Source organism: Actinoallomurus sp. NPDC050550 (assembly GCF_040655075.1).
GTDB lineage: Bacteria > Actinomycetota > Actinomycetes > Streptosporangiales > Streptosporangiaceae > Actinoallomurus.
Map to the genome: position 1 here is coordinate 1 of NZ_JBFAJC010000033.1, position 14,408 is coordinate 14,408.

11 protein-coding genes are annotated in these 14,408 nt (G+C 69.6%); 10 read left to right on the forward strand and 1 reads right to left on the reverse strand.

What is annotated here, in order from left to right; genetic code table 11:
* Window positions 1-254 precede the first annotated feature (254 nt).
* Both AB0I04_RS35170 and AB0I04_RS35175 read left to right on the forward strand, forming a co-directional pair.
* On the forward strand, window positions 255-674 hold the full coding sequence (locus AB0I04_RS35170; RefSeq protein WP_360894544.1) for a thiamine pyrophosphate-binding protein: 420 nt from the start codon (window positions 255-257) through the stop codon (window positions 672-674).
* Window positions 562-1,836 (forward strand): acetolactate synthase large subunit, encoded by a 1,275-nt coding sequence (locus tag AB0I04_RS35175; RefSeq protein WP_360894547.1) that lies wholly within the window; start codon window positions 562-564, stop codon window positions 1,834-1,836. The genes AB0I04_RS35170 and AB0I04_RS35175 overlap by 113 nt, the downstream gene beginning before the upstream one ends.
* A 41-nt stretch (window positions 1,837-1,877) precedes the next feature.
* Here AB0I04_RS35175 and eccCa read toward each other — a convergent pair whose 3' ends face one another.
* Window positions 1,878-5,828 (reverse strand): type VII secretion protein EccCa, encoded by a 3,951-nt coding sequence (gene eccCa / locus AB0I04_RS35180; RefSeq protein WP_360894549.1) that lies wholly within the window; start codon window positions 5,826-5,828, stop codon window positions 1,878-1,880.
* Between the two features lie 325 nt (window positions 5,829-6,153).
* Between eccCa and eccD the strand changes: the two genes are divergently transcribed.
* From eccD to AB0I04_RS35220, 8 genes are all read left to right on the forward strand, one after another.
* Entirely contained in the window at window positions 6,154-7,545 is a 1,392-nt protein-coding gene (gene eccD / locus AB0I04_RS35185; protein ID WP_360894552.1) for a type VII secretion integral membrane protein EccD, read from the forward strand.
* 30 nt (window positions 7,546-7,575) lie between these two features.
* On the forward strand, window positions 7,576-9,066 hold the full coding sequence (gene eccB, locus AB0I04_RS35190) for a type VII secretion protein EccB (protein ID WP_360894555.1): 1,491 nt from the start codon (window positions 7,576-7,578) through the stop codon (window positions 9,064-9,066).
* Window positions 9,067-9,106: 40 nt separating this feature from the next.
* Complete coding sequence (locus tag AB0I04_RS35195; protein ID WP_360894557.1) at window positions 9,107-9,448, forward strand: hypothetical protein; 342 nt, start codon at window positions 9,107-9,109, stop codon at window positions 9,446-9,448.
* 41 nt (window positions 9,449-9,489) lie between these two features.
* Entirely contained in the window at window positions 9,490-9,810 is a 321-nt protein-coding gene (locus AB0I04_RS35200; protein ID WP_360894560.1) for a WXG100 family type VII secretion target, read from the forward strand.
* A gap of 83 nt (window positions 9,811-9,893) precedes the next feature.
* A complete protein-coding gene (locus tag AB0I04_RS35205; protein ID WP_360894562.1) occupies window positions 9,894-10,364 on the forward strand; it encodes a type VII secretion system-associated protein in 471 nt (156 codons plus the stop codon).
* Between the two features lie 48 nt (window positions 10,365-10,412).
* Window positions 10,413-13,550: an AAWKG family protein gene (locus tag AB0I04_RS35210; protein ID WP_360894566.1), complete on the forward strand. Its 3,138-nt coding sequence runs from the start codon at window positions 10,413-10,415 to the stop codon at window positions 13,548-13,550.
* 40 nt (window positions 13,551-13,590) lie between these two features.
* Window positions 13,591-14,034 carry a YbaB/EbfC family nucleoid-associated protein gene (locus tag AB0I04_RS35215; protein WP_360894569.1) on the forward strand — a complete coding sequence of 148 codons (444 nt, stop codon included), beginning with the start codon at window positions 13,591-13,593 and terminating at the stop codon, window positions 14,032-14,034.
* Window positions 14,027-14,392, forward strand: coding sequence for a hypothetical protein (locus tag AB0I04_RS35220; RefSeq protein WP_360894572.1), 366 nt, complete (start codon window positions 14,027-14,029; stop codon window positions 14,390-14,392). Before AB0I04_RS35215 ends, AB0I04_RS35220 begins: the two co-directional genes overlap by 8 nt.
* The last annotated feature ends 16 nt before the right edge of the window (window positions 14,393-14,408 follow it).

Below are 14,408 nucleotides of genomic sequence, written 5' to 3' on the forward strand. Positions count from 1 at the left end.
CGGCACCGACAACTGGCAGCCGCCCAAACTCCCCGATTTCTGACCGACCCTGACGTCCCGGCCGGATCAGTCCGCCGGGCCCGCCCCCGCAGGGGCCGGCCCTCCCGGGGACGGCCCTCGGCAGGGCCGGCCCGGCGGACCGCAGGTCACGTCCCAGTGAGTGGAGCCGGCCCCGCACCGGCCGTCGCCGCGTCAAACGTCGTTCCTCAACGGCCGACCGGTAGCCATTGGGTCCGGTAAAAGGACGGGGTCTTGTGAGTGACCTGAACGGGGCGCACGCCCTGGTGCGAACCCTGGTGGACAGCGGCGTCGGGGTCTGCTTCGGCAATCCCGGCACGTCCGAGATGCACTTCGTCGCAGCCCTGGACACGGTCCCGGCGATGCGCGGCGTGCTCTGCCTGCATGAGGGGGTCGCCACCGGCGCCGCCGACGGGTACGGGCGGATGGCCGGCCGCCCGGCCGCGGCCCTCCTGCACCTCGGCCCAGGCCTGGCGAACGGCATCGCCAACCTGCACAACGCCCGGCGCGCGCACTCTCCGGTCCTCACCATCGTCGGTGATCATGCCACCTCACCAGCCGCTCGACTCGCCCCTGCAGGCCGACATCGACGCGCTCGCCCGGTCGGTCTCCTCCTGGGTACGCCGTTCCGGCTCGGCCGACGCCCTCGGCCCTGACGCCGCCGCGGCCGTCGCGGCGACGATGAGCGCCTCCCGCGATGTCCCGGACCTGGACGACGGCCCGGACCGCACGGGAACCTCCGGCTCGGTAGCGACTCTCATCGTGCCCGCGGACGTCTCCTGGTCACCGGGAGCCCGGCCGGCGGCCCCGGTGCCTGCGGCCGCCGGGGCCGACGCCCTCCGAACCGTTGCCGCGGTGTTGCTCTCGGACGAGCCCGCCGCGCTCGTCCTGGACGGCGCGGCATTGAGCGCGCCCGGCCTGCGTGCCGCCGACCGCATCGCCCGCGCCACCGGGACGCGCCTGTTCTGCCCGACCTGGCCCGCCCGCTGGCGCCGGGGGGCCGGCATCCCGGCGGTCGAGCCATTCGCCTACCGCGGCGAGGACGTCGCTGGTCAACTACGCGACGTGCGGCATCTGATCTTGGCCGGTGCCCGGCCCCCGGTGACGTCGTTCGGCTATCCGGGGCGGCCCGGGGCGTTGACCCCACCCGGCGCGCGCGTGCACCGGCTGGGCACCGACATCATCGCCACGCTGACCAGGTTGGCCGCGATCGTCGCCCCGGACATCGAGCCGGTGCCCGCGACGCCCGCCCGGCCGGCGTTGCCCACCGGTCCGCTGACGAACCGGACCTGGGCCGAGGTGGTCGGCGCGCTGCTGCCGGAGAACTCGATCGTGTGCGACGAGTCGATCACCGCGGGCATGGGCACGCTGCCCGCCGCGACCGCCGGCGCGCCCGCGCACGACCTGCTCGGCCTCACCGGGCTGGCGATCGGCCAAGGGCTGCCGCTCGCAGTCGGCGCCGCCATCGCGTGCCCGGAGCGGCCGGTGATCTGCCTGGAGGCCGACGGCAGCGCCATGTACACGCTGCCGGCACTGTGGACCCAGGCCCGCGAGCACCTCGACATCACCACGATCATCCTCAACAACCGGTCATACGCGATCCTGCGCGCGGAACTCGAACGGGTCGGTGCCGCGGCGACCGGCGGCGCGGCCGCACGCATGCTCGACCTGTCAAGCCCGGACCTGGACTTCGTCGCCCTCGCCACAGGCATGGGCGTTCCCGCCACCAAAGCCACGACCGCAGAGGAACTCACCGCACACCTCACCGCCGCACTGGCCACACCCGGGCCACACCTGATCGAGGCCGTACTCGAATAACGTCCACGGCCTTCCTCGCCGCCCTCCGTCCGGCGGGCGGGTCAGTCCAGCAGGGCCGTCTGCATCTGTACCGTCTTGCGCCGGGCGATCCGCAGTGCCCGGCCGGGCGGCAGGATGCGGCCCTTGACGTTGCCGAACAAGAAGCCCTCGTCCGGTGGGCAGGACATCAGCAGGGACGGCGTGTTGACCTCCTGGAGCCGTCGCATCATCATCTCGCCCAGGCCGCGCCCGGCGCCCGCGGCGGATCGGGCGACGACCAGGTGCAGGCCGACCTCGTACCCGAGCGCGAGATGGGGCATGAGCGGGTCGAACGGATGCTGCATCGGGCCCGCGCCGACCATGTCGTAGTCATCGACCAGGATGAACAGCCGGGGTCCGCTCCACCAGTCGCACAGCCGCATCCGGGCCGGCGCGATGTCCGGCCCCGGCACGCGAGCCTGGATCGCCCGCCCGGCACCGTCCACGAGGTCGCGCAGCGCGTCGATCGAGACGGCGTGCCCGAGCCGATACGCCTCGGGTACCGCCTCGACCAGCTCGCGGCGGTAGTCCACCACCATGATGCGGGCCTCGTCGGGCGTGTAGTGCGAGGTGATGGCCTTGGCCATGAGCCGCAGCAGATTCGTCTTGCCGCACTCGGTGTCGCCGACCACGATCATGTGAGGGTTCTCGCCGAAGTCGTGCCACACGGTGGAGAGCCGCTCCTCCTCCAGGCCGAGGGGCACCCGGAAGTCGCCCTCGGGCGCGGGCAGATCGCTCGCGTTCAACACGGCCGGCAGCATTCGCACCGGTGGTGCGGGCGGACCCGCCCAGCTCTCGTTCACCGCGGAGACCAGCCCGGAGATGCCGCCGGCGAGGTCGCCGGCGCTCTCCACCGAGTCGATGCGCGGCAGCGCGGTGAGGTAGTGCAGCTTGCTGTCGCGGGTCATACCGCGCCCGGGCAGGCGCGGCACGGAGGCCGCGCGGCGAGAGTCGATCTCCGAGTCCATCGGATCGCCCATCCGCAACTCCAGGTGCGTCGCGGCCTGGTCGCGCACGGCCGCCGACAGCTCGACCCAGCGGGCGGTGGTGACGATGAGGTGGATGCCGTAGTTGAGGCCTCGGGCGGCGATCGCGTTGAACGTCTGGACATGCCGGTCGTAGTCCTGCCGGAGGGTCGACCATCCGTCCACGATGAGGAACACGTCGCCGTGCGGCTGGTCGGCGAACTCCCCCTCGGCCCGGCGCCGCCGGTAGGTCGCCATCGAGTCGATCCCGTGAGTGAGGAAGAACTGCTCGCGGTCGGTGAGCAGCGCGGTGACCTCGGCGATCGTCCGGCTGACGCGTTCGGCGTCCATGCGCGTGGCGACCCCGGCGACGTGCGGGAGGCCGGCGAGGCCGGCGAGCGTGCCGCCGCCGAAGTCGAGGCAGTAGAACTGCACCTCGCGCGGGGTGTGGGTGAGCGCCAGCGCGGTGATGATGGTGCGGACGAGCGTGCTCTTGCCGCTCTGCGGGCCGCCGGCGATGGCGACGTGGCCGCCCGCGCCGTTCAGGTCGACGACCAGCAGGTCGCGGATCTGCTCGAAGGGCCGGTCGACGATGCCCACCGGCACCGTGAGCTCGCCGCGGAACTCCCAGTCGGCGGTCGTGAGGCCGAGAGCCTCGTCGGGCTCGAGCGGCGGGAGGATCTGGTCGAGGGTCGGGGGCGCGTCCAGCGGCGGCAGCCACACCTGATGGGCGGGCGGCCCGGCGTCGCGCAACCGGTCGACCGCGACCGACAGCAGCGTCTCCGCGGTCTCCTCGGGCTCCTCCTCGGTCTCTTCGGGTTCGACCGGCTCGACCGGCGCGACCCGCGAGGCGGACCACGGCACGACCTGGCTCGCGACCCGTGCCTGGTCGGCCTTGGCGCGCGCCCGGTACGGCCCGGAGGAATAGGCGGCGCGAAACCGCGTCAGCGCCTCGACGCCGGTCTTGAGGAAGCCGCTGCCGGGCTGCGGCGGCAGCGTGTGCGCGTCGGGCACGCCGAGCACGCCGCGGCTCTCCATGGCCGAGAACGTGCGCAGGCCGATGCGGTACGACAGGTGGCTCTCCAGCTGATGCATCCGGCCCTCGTCGAGCCGCTGAGAGGCGAGCAGCAGGTGCACGCCGAGGCTGCGGCCGAGCCGGCCGATCATCACGAACAGCTCCATGAAGTCGCGGTGCGCGGCGAGCAGCTCGCTGAACTCGTCCACCACCACGAACAGGCTCGGCAGGGGCTCCAGCGGCGTGCCGGCGGCGCGCGCCTTCTCGTATTCCAGCACGGAGACGTAGTTGCCGGCAGCGCGCAGCAGCTCCTGACGCCGCATCAGCTCGCCGTGGATGGCGTCGCGCATGCGAGAGACCAGGGCCGCCTCGTCGGCCAGGTTGGTGATGACCGCGGAGACGTGCGGCAGCTCGTCCAGGCCGAGGAAGGTCGCGCCGCCCTTGAAATCGACCAGGACGAAGTTGAGCGTCTCGGATGAGTTGGTCAGCGCCATCGCCAGCACGAGGGTGCGCAGCAGTTCGCTCTTGCCCGAGCCGGTGGCGCCGATCAGCATGCCGTGCGGTCCGGTGCCGCCCTGGGCGGACTCCTTGATGTCCAGCTCCACCAGCGTCCCGTCGGCGCCGACCGCGATCGGCACCCGCAGCCGCTCGGCGGGGGTGCGCTTGCGCCACAGAGTCGCCGGATCGTGACGGTAAAGGTCGGGGATGCCCAGCAGCGTCGCCAGGTCGGTGGTGGACGACAGGGGTTCCGCGCTCTCGCCGCCCACGCCCAGCCGGTACGGCGCGAGCCGCTTGGCCAGTGCGGTCGCGCCTCGCACGCCCAAGTCGTCGGGCCGCCCGAGCAGGGTCGTCTGCTCCTTGCGGTCTCGGTCGGTGCGGACGAGCCGGAGCTCGCCGTCCCGCACATCGAGGCGCAGGGTCGTACGGCCGGGCCGCCAGGTCAGCGCCCCGCTCAGGTCGATGACGGTGACATTGCGCATCCCCGGGCCGTCCAGCGGATGCCCGGAGGGGACGGTGGCGCCGTCCACCACGATGAGCGTGAAGGGCTCTTCGCGGCCGCTCTGGGCCTCCGGGTCGTACTGCGGGCGCTCCCAGAACTCCGCTCCGAGCATTCCCTCCAGCTCCGGGAAGTCCCTGGCGATCATGCGGACCGGCCCGGCGCCGTCATCGTCGTGCGGGTTCAGGTTGTGCGGCAGCCACTTGGCCCACTCCCACTCCGCCCGGCGGTCGGGCGCGACGCACAGCGCGACCCACAGATCGTCCGGGCAGTGGAAGACCACGAGCTGCGCGATCATCGCCCGCACCATCCCGCGGAGGGACTCCTCGTCCCCGCGCATCAGCAGCCGGGCCCAGGATCGCAGGTAGACGGCGGTGGGCTGATCGGGCACGGTGGCGTACGCGCGAATGAAGCTGCGCAGCGCGTGCGCGGTGAGGGGTTCGAGGTCCTCGACCGGCTTGGTGGACGTCGGCGACAGCCGCAGCCCCAGCTTCTGCTCGCCGACCGCCAGCCGCGCCTCGGCGAAGTCCGGGTCGGCCGGGCGGCGTTCCCACATCCGCGTGGTGCCGACCATGGACCACAGCGTCTGTGGCGCCGGGTGCCGCCAGGCCAGGGACTTCTGCTGGTCCTGCACTGCCTGGCGCACCTTGCGCCGGGTCTGGGTCAGGTACCGCAGGTAGTCGCGGCGCGCGCCCTTCAGCTTCTGCTTGCGCTCGCCGCCGCGGCGCATGACGTTGCCCAGGAGCATGGCGCCGGCGGAGGCGACCATCAGGATCAGCGCGATCGGCAGGAAGCCGTTGAGCGCGCTGCCGCCGCCGCGGGTCATGTACATCATCATCATGGCCGCCGACATCAGTGCCATCGGCAGGTACGTCCAGATGGCGGACGAGTCCGGCACCGTCTCGGGCAGGGTGGGCGGCTCTTGAAGGTTGATCTCTCCGTCGGGCATCTCTGGCGCGCGTCGGCGCGCCGGCCTGCGGAAAAGCACAAAACTCAACGGACAGCCTCCTGCGTGTGCGGCACGGCACCGGCGGACGAGATCGGCGGTGTGCGGAGAGCAGCCGAGAGGAGTGAGCGAACCCGCTGGCAGGCATCGTACAGCGATCGACCGGTGACGGTACATTTCGGATCCCGTGTGAACCGGATGTCGCTCGCGTACGTATGCCTCACCGGAGAGCACTGACGAGACTTGAACGAACAACTGAACACGCCGCGCCCCATGTCCCTCTGTCCGCAGAAAGACGCGCACGCCTCATGAGAGAACCCAGCAAGCGAATCGACCGGCCCGATGCTCGGCGCGCCCTTCCGGAAACGGGGGACTCGTGAGCAACGGCGCGGCGGGACTGTGCCGGCTGACGGTGCGCGCGCCGAACAAGGACATCGACCTCGCCGTCCCCACCGATGTTCCGGTCGCCGACCTGCTTCCGGCCGTGCTCGGGTACGGCGGCGACGACCTCGGCGAGGCCGGTCTCGAACACGAGGGCTGGGTGCTCCAGCGGCTCGGCGGTGCTCCACTCGACGAGGAGGCCACCCTCGACTCGCTCGGCCTGCGCGACGGCGACACGCTCTACCTGAGGGCCCGCACCGAGGCGCTGCCGGAGGTACGGCTGGACGACATCGTCCACGGCATCTCGACCACCATGGACGAGAGCGCGCACGGCTGGAACCCGCAGGCGAGCCGGCGGCTGCTGCGCGGGCTGACGCTGGTGGCCCTCCTCGGCGTGCTGGTGATCCTGGCCCTGCCGGGCGGGGGGCTGCAGCGCGAGATCGCCGCGGGCGCGTTCGCGCTGCTGCTGCTGGCGGGCGCCGCCGCCGCGAGCCGTGCCATGGGGGACGCCGCCGCGGCCGCGCTCCTGGGCGCGATGGTCGGCCCCTACCTCATGCTGCCCGCCTGGCTGCTGCCCGGCGGCGCGCTGACCGGCCCGGACCACTGGCAGACGTTCGGCGCCCGGCTGCTGGCCGCGTCCGCGGCCGAGGCGGGCGGATCAGTGCTCGCGCTGGCCGTCGTGGCGGCCTACACCGCGTTCTTCGTGGGCGCGACCGTGTTCGCGATTTCGGGCGCGCTCGGCGGCGTCCTGATGATGGTCTGGGGGATGCCGCCCGAGCACGCGGCGAGCATCGTCGCCCTGGCGGCGGTCGCCTTCGCCGCGTTCGTGCCGCCCTTGTCGTTCCGGCTGTCGGGGATGCGGACACCACCGCTGCCGACCAGACCCGAACAGCTTCAAGAGGGAATCGAGCCGCGTTCGCCGTCGGCCGTGGCCGCCCGCGCGGTCATCGCGGACACGTGGATGACCGCCCTGTACGCGACGGTCGGCCTGACCTGCGCCCTCTGCCTGACGGCGCTGGCACGGGGCGGCGATCTCAGCCACCTTGTGCTGACCGTCGCGCTGTCCCTGCTCCTGGTGCTGCACAGCCGAGCCGCCGGCAACGTCTGGCAGCGCCTGTCCCTGGTCGCTTCAGGGGCCTGGGGCGCCGTCATGCTCGTCACCCTCCAGGTAGCGCGGACCGATCCGGGCAGCCGGGTGCTGCCGGCCGTCGCGGTGGCGGCGGCCGGTGCGACGCTCCTCATCGCCGGATGGGTCGTGCCGGGCCGCCGGCTCGTGCCGTACTGGGGTCGGGGGGCGGAGCTCTTGCAGAGCCTCGTGGCGATCAGCCTGCTGCCACTGGTCCTGTGGGTCCTGGGCGTGTACGGCGAGCTGCGGGCGATCGGCTGATCCGGAACAGGAGAGGACGGGTACGAGACGATGCAGTCTCGTCGAGACCAGGTTCAGGCCCACCTGTTCGTCATGGGCCGGATCACCTCTGGAATGCTGCGGGCCGACCCGGACGCTCCAGAGAGTCCGCAGGGCCGGACGAACCGCAGTACGGCCGGCGGGATCGTCGTGGCCGTGCTGCTGTGCGCCGCGGCGTTCGTCTGGGGGATGATCTCCCCTGGCCAGTCCGGCTCGTGGCGTGACGCCAAAAACCTCATCGTCGATCAGGACACCGGCGCCTCGTACCTGTACGTGGACGGTCGGCTGCGGCCGGTCCGCAACTACACGTCGGCGCGCCTGATCGGCGGTCCCAAGATGAAGACCGTCAAGGTGCGCACGAAATCGCTGAACGGCGAGCCGCACGGTCAGCCGGTCGGCATCTCCGGCGCGCCGGCCTCGTTGCCCGGCTCGGGCGACCTCAGCCGGGACCCCTGGTCGGTGTGCACGGGGTCGGACGGCAACGGGTCGGCCACGTCCGCCACCACGCTCGCCGTGGGCGTGGGCGCCGCGGACGACGACGCCCCGCTGACGGCGGGCGAGGGCATGCTCGTGACCGGCCCGGACTCCACGGTCTACCTCGTATGGCAGGGGAGCCGGCTGCGGGTGAACCAGAAGGGCGGCGCGTTGTCCGCGCTCGGCTACGCGGGTCGGACCCCGGCTCCGGTCTCGGCGGCGTTCCTCGACGCGCTGCCAGCGGGCCCGGACCTGGCCGCGCCGGCGGTGCCCGGCATGGGCACCGCCGGACCGGCCCTCGAGGGACGCGCGACCCGTATCGGGCAGGTGTTCAAGGTCGGCGTGATCGGTTCCGCGCCCCGCTACTACCAGCTTCGCCAGAACGGCCTGACCGGGGTCAGCGCCATGGTCGCCGACCTGACGCTGGGCGACGCGAAGGTCCGGCGCCTGGCGTACGGGGGGCACAGCGGGGCCGCGGTCACGCTGCCGCCGGACGCCGTGAACGGGCACCTCGCCCCGGCGGACCCGGCGGCGTCCGCCGGCGCGCAGCCGGAGACGCCGCCCCGCCTGGTGGACCGCGGTACGACACAGGCCACGTGTGTACGCGTCGCGCCGGGTATCTCGGGCCCGCGGGTGAGCGTGGCCATGACGGATCCGGCGGCGCTCGGTATGTCCACCCAGGCGGCCGCCTCGACGGCCTGCGTCCCGGTGGAGCGGATCACCGCCCCGCCGGGCGGCGGCGTGCTCGTGCACGCCCTGGCGGCCGGCGGCGGTGCGGGTGGCGGCACGACCTACCTCGTGACCGACTTGGGCACCAAGTATCGCGTGCCGAGCGACGGCGACCTCGCGGCGCTCGGCTACTCGTCCGGGGAGGCGGTGGCGTTGCCGTCGACGCTGCTCGCGATGTTGCCGACCGGCCCGGATCTGAGCGGGTCGAACGCGTCGTCGGGCGTCAGCACGCCGGTGACGGAGCCGTGCGCACCTGGCGGGCAAGGCGGCGACAAGCCCACGACAAGTAGGAAGCCCTAGAAAGAGTAGGTAGAGGGCACCGGACTAGAAGGGACGGCGAATGGCAGCCAGCGGAATGCAGCAATCAGAGGCAACGGCGACCAGGAACGGCGTCAACGCGCTCGAGCAGGCGTTCACCGGCATCACCAAGATCCGGCAGGACGTCGAGGCCACGCGCTTCAATCTCGCCTCCGGCTACAAGGGTTCGGACGGCAAGTTGTTCGGCGACCTCGTCAACAACTGGGAGCAGCAGGCGGACGTCATCCTCACCAACCTGCGGGACATGGTCGACAAGCTCAACCAGACCCTCGCCGCCCAGCACAAGCAGCAGGGGTCGAGCAACGACCAGATCAACCGGGCGTACAGCCAGGCACAGGGCGTCTTCAACGCCCTCCACGGCTGACCGGCCTTCTTCATTCCGCTGATGAGAAACGAGGAACCTCGATGAGCGACTTCGGTGACGGCTACATCTACGTCGACTACTCGCATGTGAACAACGCCGCCGACGACCTGGTCGCCCAGACCCGGGCCATCGCGCAGACGATCTCCAACATGGAGGCCGAGCTCACGCAGCTCAAGCAGAGCTGGATCGGTGACGACAAGGACGTCTACCACCAGAAGCAGACCGCGTGGGACAACGCCGTCAAGGCGATGGAGAACATGCTCAACAGTCACTCCCAGCTCCTGGACGAGATCTCCGGAAGCTACAAGTACAACGAGAACAACCTCAGCCAGATGTGGTCCGAGGTACGCATCGGCGGCTGACCGCGTGCCTCCGGCCGCTTGTCCGCAGGCGGCCGGAGGCGGTGACGCAGCCCGGACGGCCATGCACACGGAGAGTCGAGCACATGACGGACAACAAGAAGCTTGCGTTGGACAAGGCGGGGTTGCAGGGCTTCGTCGACAACCAGATCACCCCCTTTCGGGACCTTCTTGACAAGGTCGCGAACAAGGACGCCGAAGGCGGGGTGACGATGAACAACCTCCTCGGGAAGGGGCACACGAGCCTCACCGACAAGCCGATCTTCTCGGCGCAGCGTCCACTGTCGGTCGGCCTGCTCGCGAGCGAGAAGACCTACGTCAACGGCGACGTGGTCATCGCGAGGATCCATGACTCCGCGCAGTCGATCGCCGACGTCTACGACAAACACCTCACGCTGTTCAGGGATCTGCACGACAACCTCAGCACCACGATCACCAAGCTCCTGGACGGTCAGCACGACACGCTGCTGAAGATCGACGGGAAGAACTTCCTGGACAGTCTCGGGACGGTGCCTGGCGACTTCCAGGGCACCGGCGGCGATTCCGGCAAGTCCTGAACCGTCGGATGATCTCCCGGCCACGTACCCCGCAACGGAGAGCGCACCATGGCGGATAATGACCCGAACGATCACTGGGCATACGCGATCCACCAGTTGACCGGCTACCCGATGCCTGATCGTGGCGGGATCTTCGACAAGCTCAAGGGCAACAACGACATCCCGCTGATGAAGGTGGAGATCCATGATTCGACGGAGACGCCGTCGAATCAGGAGCTCGAAGCGATCAACGAGATGGGCAAATGGCGCGCCGCGAACTCCGGGTGGCGGATCGAGAACACCGACTTCGTTGTGCCCTTTTACCACGGGGACGATACGTCCAAAGGCAGCAGTGTGCAGATGCGCAAGGCGCGCATCACTCTGCTGGGCACCAGCGGCCAGGATGTGCCGCATGGCGGTGTGGAGATGGGCGGGACGTTCACCGACCATTCGAACAGCGGCCTCATGGGCAGCGACTTCAAGGGGTGGGACTCCGCGCCGCTCGCGCGCTACTCCTTTGGCGGCGGCATGGCCCTCGAAGCGTTGATGTACGAGCCGTATTCGACGTGGGGGTTCTCCTGGAACGGCAGCACCCCGGTCGCTGACGCGGAGGCCGTTGACCTGACCGGGTTCGAGCGGGTCGCCCTCGCGTTCGACCGCGCGGCCATGTTCTTTTCCTACGCCAATACCACGATCCAGGGCTGGCAGGATTCGGTCGGGCAAAATGAGGACGCGGCGTGGAAGGGGCAGGCCGCCGGTGTCTTCTGGGACATCGTCAAACAGCTCGGTAACATGTACCAGGGCTACTCCAACACCCTTCCATTGTACGGGCTCTCCTCCAAAGCAGGCCTCGAGCTGCGAATGGCGAAGAAGGGCATCGACAACGCGCTCTCCGACTTCCACAGCGTGTGGAGCAACTGGGCGCTCTGGCTGGGGAATCCACTCCGGTGGTTGCACGACATCCTGATCGATGTCACCAACTTCATCTGGGACAACAACATCACGAAGGTCCGCACGGAATTCGACTACTCGGGTGATTCCTCTTACGAGTGGAACGAGATCGAATACCCCGACTTCCGCCAGGACGCGGTCAACTACAAGGGCGAGAGCTTCGGCGACCTCAATAGTCTCGACACCTGGAAGGCGATCGGGCAGAACGCCGTCGACCGCTGGACGGGTTCGGTGCAAAGCCGGCTCGAGCCGGCCGGTATCAAGGCCCTCAGGGACGTGCACAACGCCTGGATCGACCTCAGCACCACCATAGGGAAACTGACCACGCCGAGCATCAACCTCCAGGCCGACCTCCAGCAGGACAAGGCCGACGCGGCGCAGGCGAAGGCCGACAAGCAGCACGCGGATGACCTCAAGCACCAGCACGACATGGAGGAGGAGGCCAAGAAGCAGCACGAGGAGGACCTCAAGCACCAGCACGAGATGGAGGTGAAGGCCGAGCAGGAGCGCCAGGAGGACAAGGAACACCAGAAGCAGATGGAGGATGAGGCGCGCAAGCAGCGCGAGGCGGACCTCCAGCACCAGCGGGACATGGAGAAGAAGGCCGAGCAGGAGCGCGAGGAGGACAAGAGACACCAGCAGGAGCAGGAGAAGAAGCAGGAGGATCTGCAGAAGGAGCAGGAGAAGAAGCAAGAGGAGCAGCAGAAAAAGCAGGAGGAGGAGCAGAAGAAGCAGCAGGACGAGGCGCGCCGGCAGTACGAGCAGCAGCGCAAGGACCAGGAGGAACAGCAGAAGAAGCAGGAGGATCTGCAGAAGCATCAGGAGGACGAGGCCCGTCGGCAGTACCAAGAGCAGACGGCCATGCAGATCAACTTGCAGAAGCAGCAGGAGAAGAAGCAGGAGGAGCAGGAGAAGAAACAGGAAGAGCTGCAGAAGCGGCAGGAGCAGAAGCAAGAGGAGCAGCAGAGGAAACAGGAGGAGGAGCAGAAGAAGCAGCAGGACGAGGCGCGCAAGCAGTACGAAGAGCAGCGCCACGACCAGCAGGAACAGCAGAAGAGGCAGGAGGAGGAGCAGAGGCGTCAGGAGGAGCAGGCCCAGAAGCAGTACCAGGAGCAGCAGAAGACCCAGGCCGAGTACCAGAAGCAGCAGCAGGAGGAGCAGAGGCGCCAGGAAGAGCAGGCCAAGAAGCAGTACGACCAGCAGCGCAAGGACCAGCAGGACCAGGAGCAGAAGCAGGAGAAGCTCCAGAAGCAGCAGCAGGACCAGCAAGAACGTCAGTACAACCAGCAGCAACAACAGCAACAAGAGCAGTACAAGCAGCAACAGCAGCAGTACGAGCATCAGCAACAGCAGTACGAGCACCAGTTCCCGTCCGGGAACTACGCGAACAACCAGGTCGGCAGCCAGACCCACGTCAACCCCGACGGGTCCGTCACCACCGACTACAGCGACGGCAGCTCGACGACCTACAACCCGCACACGGGTGTGGAGACGACGACCCACCCGAACGGCAGCGTCACCACCGATCACGTGGGCTCCGGCCACTCGTTCCACAACCCCGACGGCAGCACGACGACGGTCAACGGCGACGGCACCCTCACGACGCACTACCCGGACGGCAGCACCACCACGGTCAACCCGCACACCGGCCAGGCGACGACCCATGAGCCGGACGGGCGGACGACCACCACGAACCTTCAGAACGGCAGGAACCTGCCGCACGTCCCGTACGGCGGTGGCGGCTCGCAGTACGAACACGAGCTGCAAGATCCGGAGTACAACGGCAGCCTGGGCTCGGCTTCGCAGCAGAACGTGCAGGCACCGCCGCCCGGCAGCGCGATCAGCTCGTCCGGCAACTACCTCCCGCCGGGCACCAAGATCGACGGGACCACCAGCGGCGGGATGCCGCAGGGTGGTGGCGGTGGCATGGGCGGCATGCCGATGGGCGGGATGGGCGGGATGGGCGGCGGCGCCGGCGAGAAGAACGCCAACGCCGAACGCGTCCGCCAGGTCTACGAAGACGACGACATCGTCACCAACGACGGCGGCTCGCTCGGCCGCCGGAGCCGTCGTCCGACCTCGTCGCAGACGCCCGCGAACCGTCGCGCCTCCACCGTCGCCGGCTACGACCCCAACGAGGGAGCGGCCGGGAGTGCGCAGACCGAGAGCGGCGACCGGGAGCGCGAGAGCTGGGCACCCGAGGAAGAGGACGTATGGGGCACCGACGAGGGCGGCTCACCGTCCGTCATCGGATGACGTACGCGATGGGCACCCGGCGCGAGGAGGGAACGGCGAAGTGGATCTGAACGAGGACATGGCGGCGCGTATCGCCGAGCAGCGGGAGCGTCTCGCGGCGGTCAAGGCCGGCGTGGTCCGCGCCCGCGCCGAGCTCAGCGAGGCGTCCACGACGGTCCGCTCCAAGGACCACTCGGTGGAGGTGACCGTCGGCTCGCAGGGCGAGCTGAAGCGGGTGAAGTTCCTGGAGGAGAAGTACCGGACGATGGAGGCGACTCAGCTGTCCGCGGCCATCGTCGAAGCGGCGACCAAGGGGCGGGCGGTGATGGCCGACCGGGTGAAGGAGGCGTTCTCCTCGGTCAGGCAGCGCGACTCGGGTTTGCCCGGATTCACCCTCGACCTGGAGGAACTCTTCGGGTCGGCACAGGAGGCGAACGGCCGGCGTGACCCTCGTCCCGGCCGGGCGCTGCACGACGAGATCGTGGAGGACGACGGCGATGTCTGAGAAGTTCGAGAAGGATCCGGCACGCGGCGACGCCGCCCTGTTCAAGATGGAGGACCTGAGCGCACTGATCGCCAAGTTCGGCGAGACGTTCAGCGACGCGTTCGTCGGCGCAGCCAAGATCCTCGGGGGTGACGATTTCGGTCGCCAGGCCTGGCACCAGCTCAACTCCCAGGTTCTGCTGCTCGGCCAGGCGGTCATGGCGGCGAGCGAGTGCTGCGGCGCGGTCCCGCATGCGTTCAGGGAGCAGATGGCCGCCGCGGACCGTGCGCAGCAGAAGGTCGTCGACTCGATCAATGATGTCAGCGCGCACAACGGCCAAGGGCTGCCCGGTAAGGGCAGCGGCGCCTACGGCAAGTAGCTGAGAGCGCGCGACG

What these genes read in the sequence shown, in the direction of transcription:
- AB0I04_RS35175 (WP_360894547.1), top strand. Translation starts at nt 562, where the DNA reads ATGCCACCTCACCAGCCGCTCGACTCGCCCCTGCAGGCCGACATCGAC.
- eccB (WP_360894555.1), top strand. Translation starts at nt 7,576, where the DNA reads ATGCAGTCTCGTCGAGACCAGGTTCAGGCCCACCTGTTCGTCATGGGC.
- AB0I04_RS35195 (WP_360894557.1), top strand. Translation starts at nt 9,107, where the DNA reads ATGGCAGCCAGCGGAATGCAGCAATCAGAGGCAACGGCGACCAGGAAC.
- AB0I04_RS35200 (WP_360894560.1), top strand. Translation starts at nt 9,490, where the DNA reads ATGAGCGACTTCGGTGACGGCTACATCTACGTCGACTACTCGCATGTG.
- AB0I04_RS35205 (WP_360894562.1), top strand. Translation starts at nt 9,894, where the DNA reads ATGACGGACAACAAGAAGCTTGCGTTGGACAAGGCGGGGTTGCAGGGC.
- AB0I04_RS35210 (WP_360894566.1), top strand. Translation starts at nt 10,413, where the DNA reads ATGGCGGATAATGACCCGAACGATCACTGGGCATACGCGATCCACCAG.
- AB0I04_RS35220 (WP_360894572.1), top strand. Translation starts at nt 14,027, where the DNA reads ATGTCTGAGAAGTTCGAGAAGGATCCGGCACGCGGCGACGCCGCCCTG.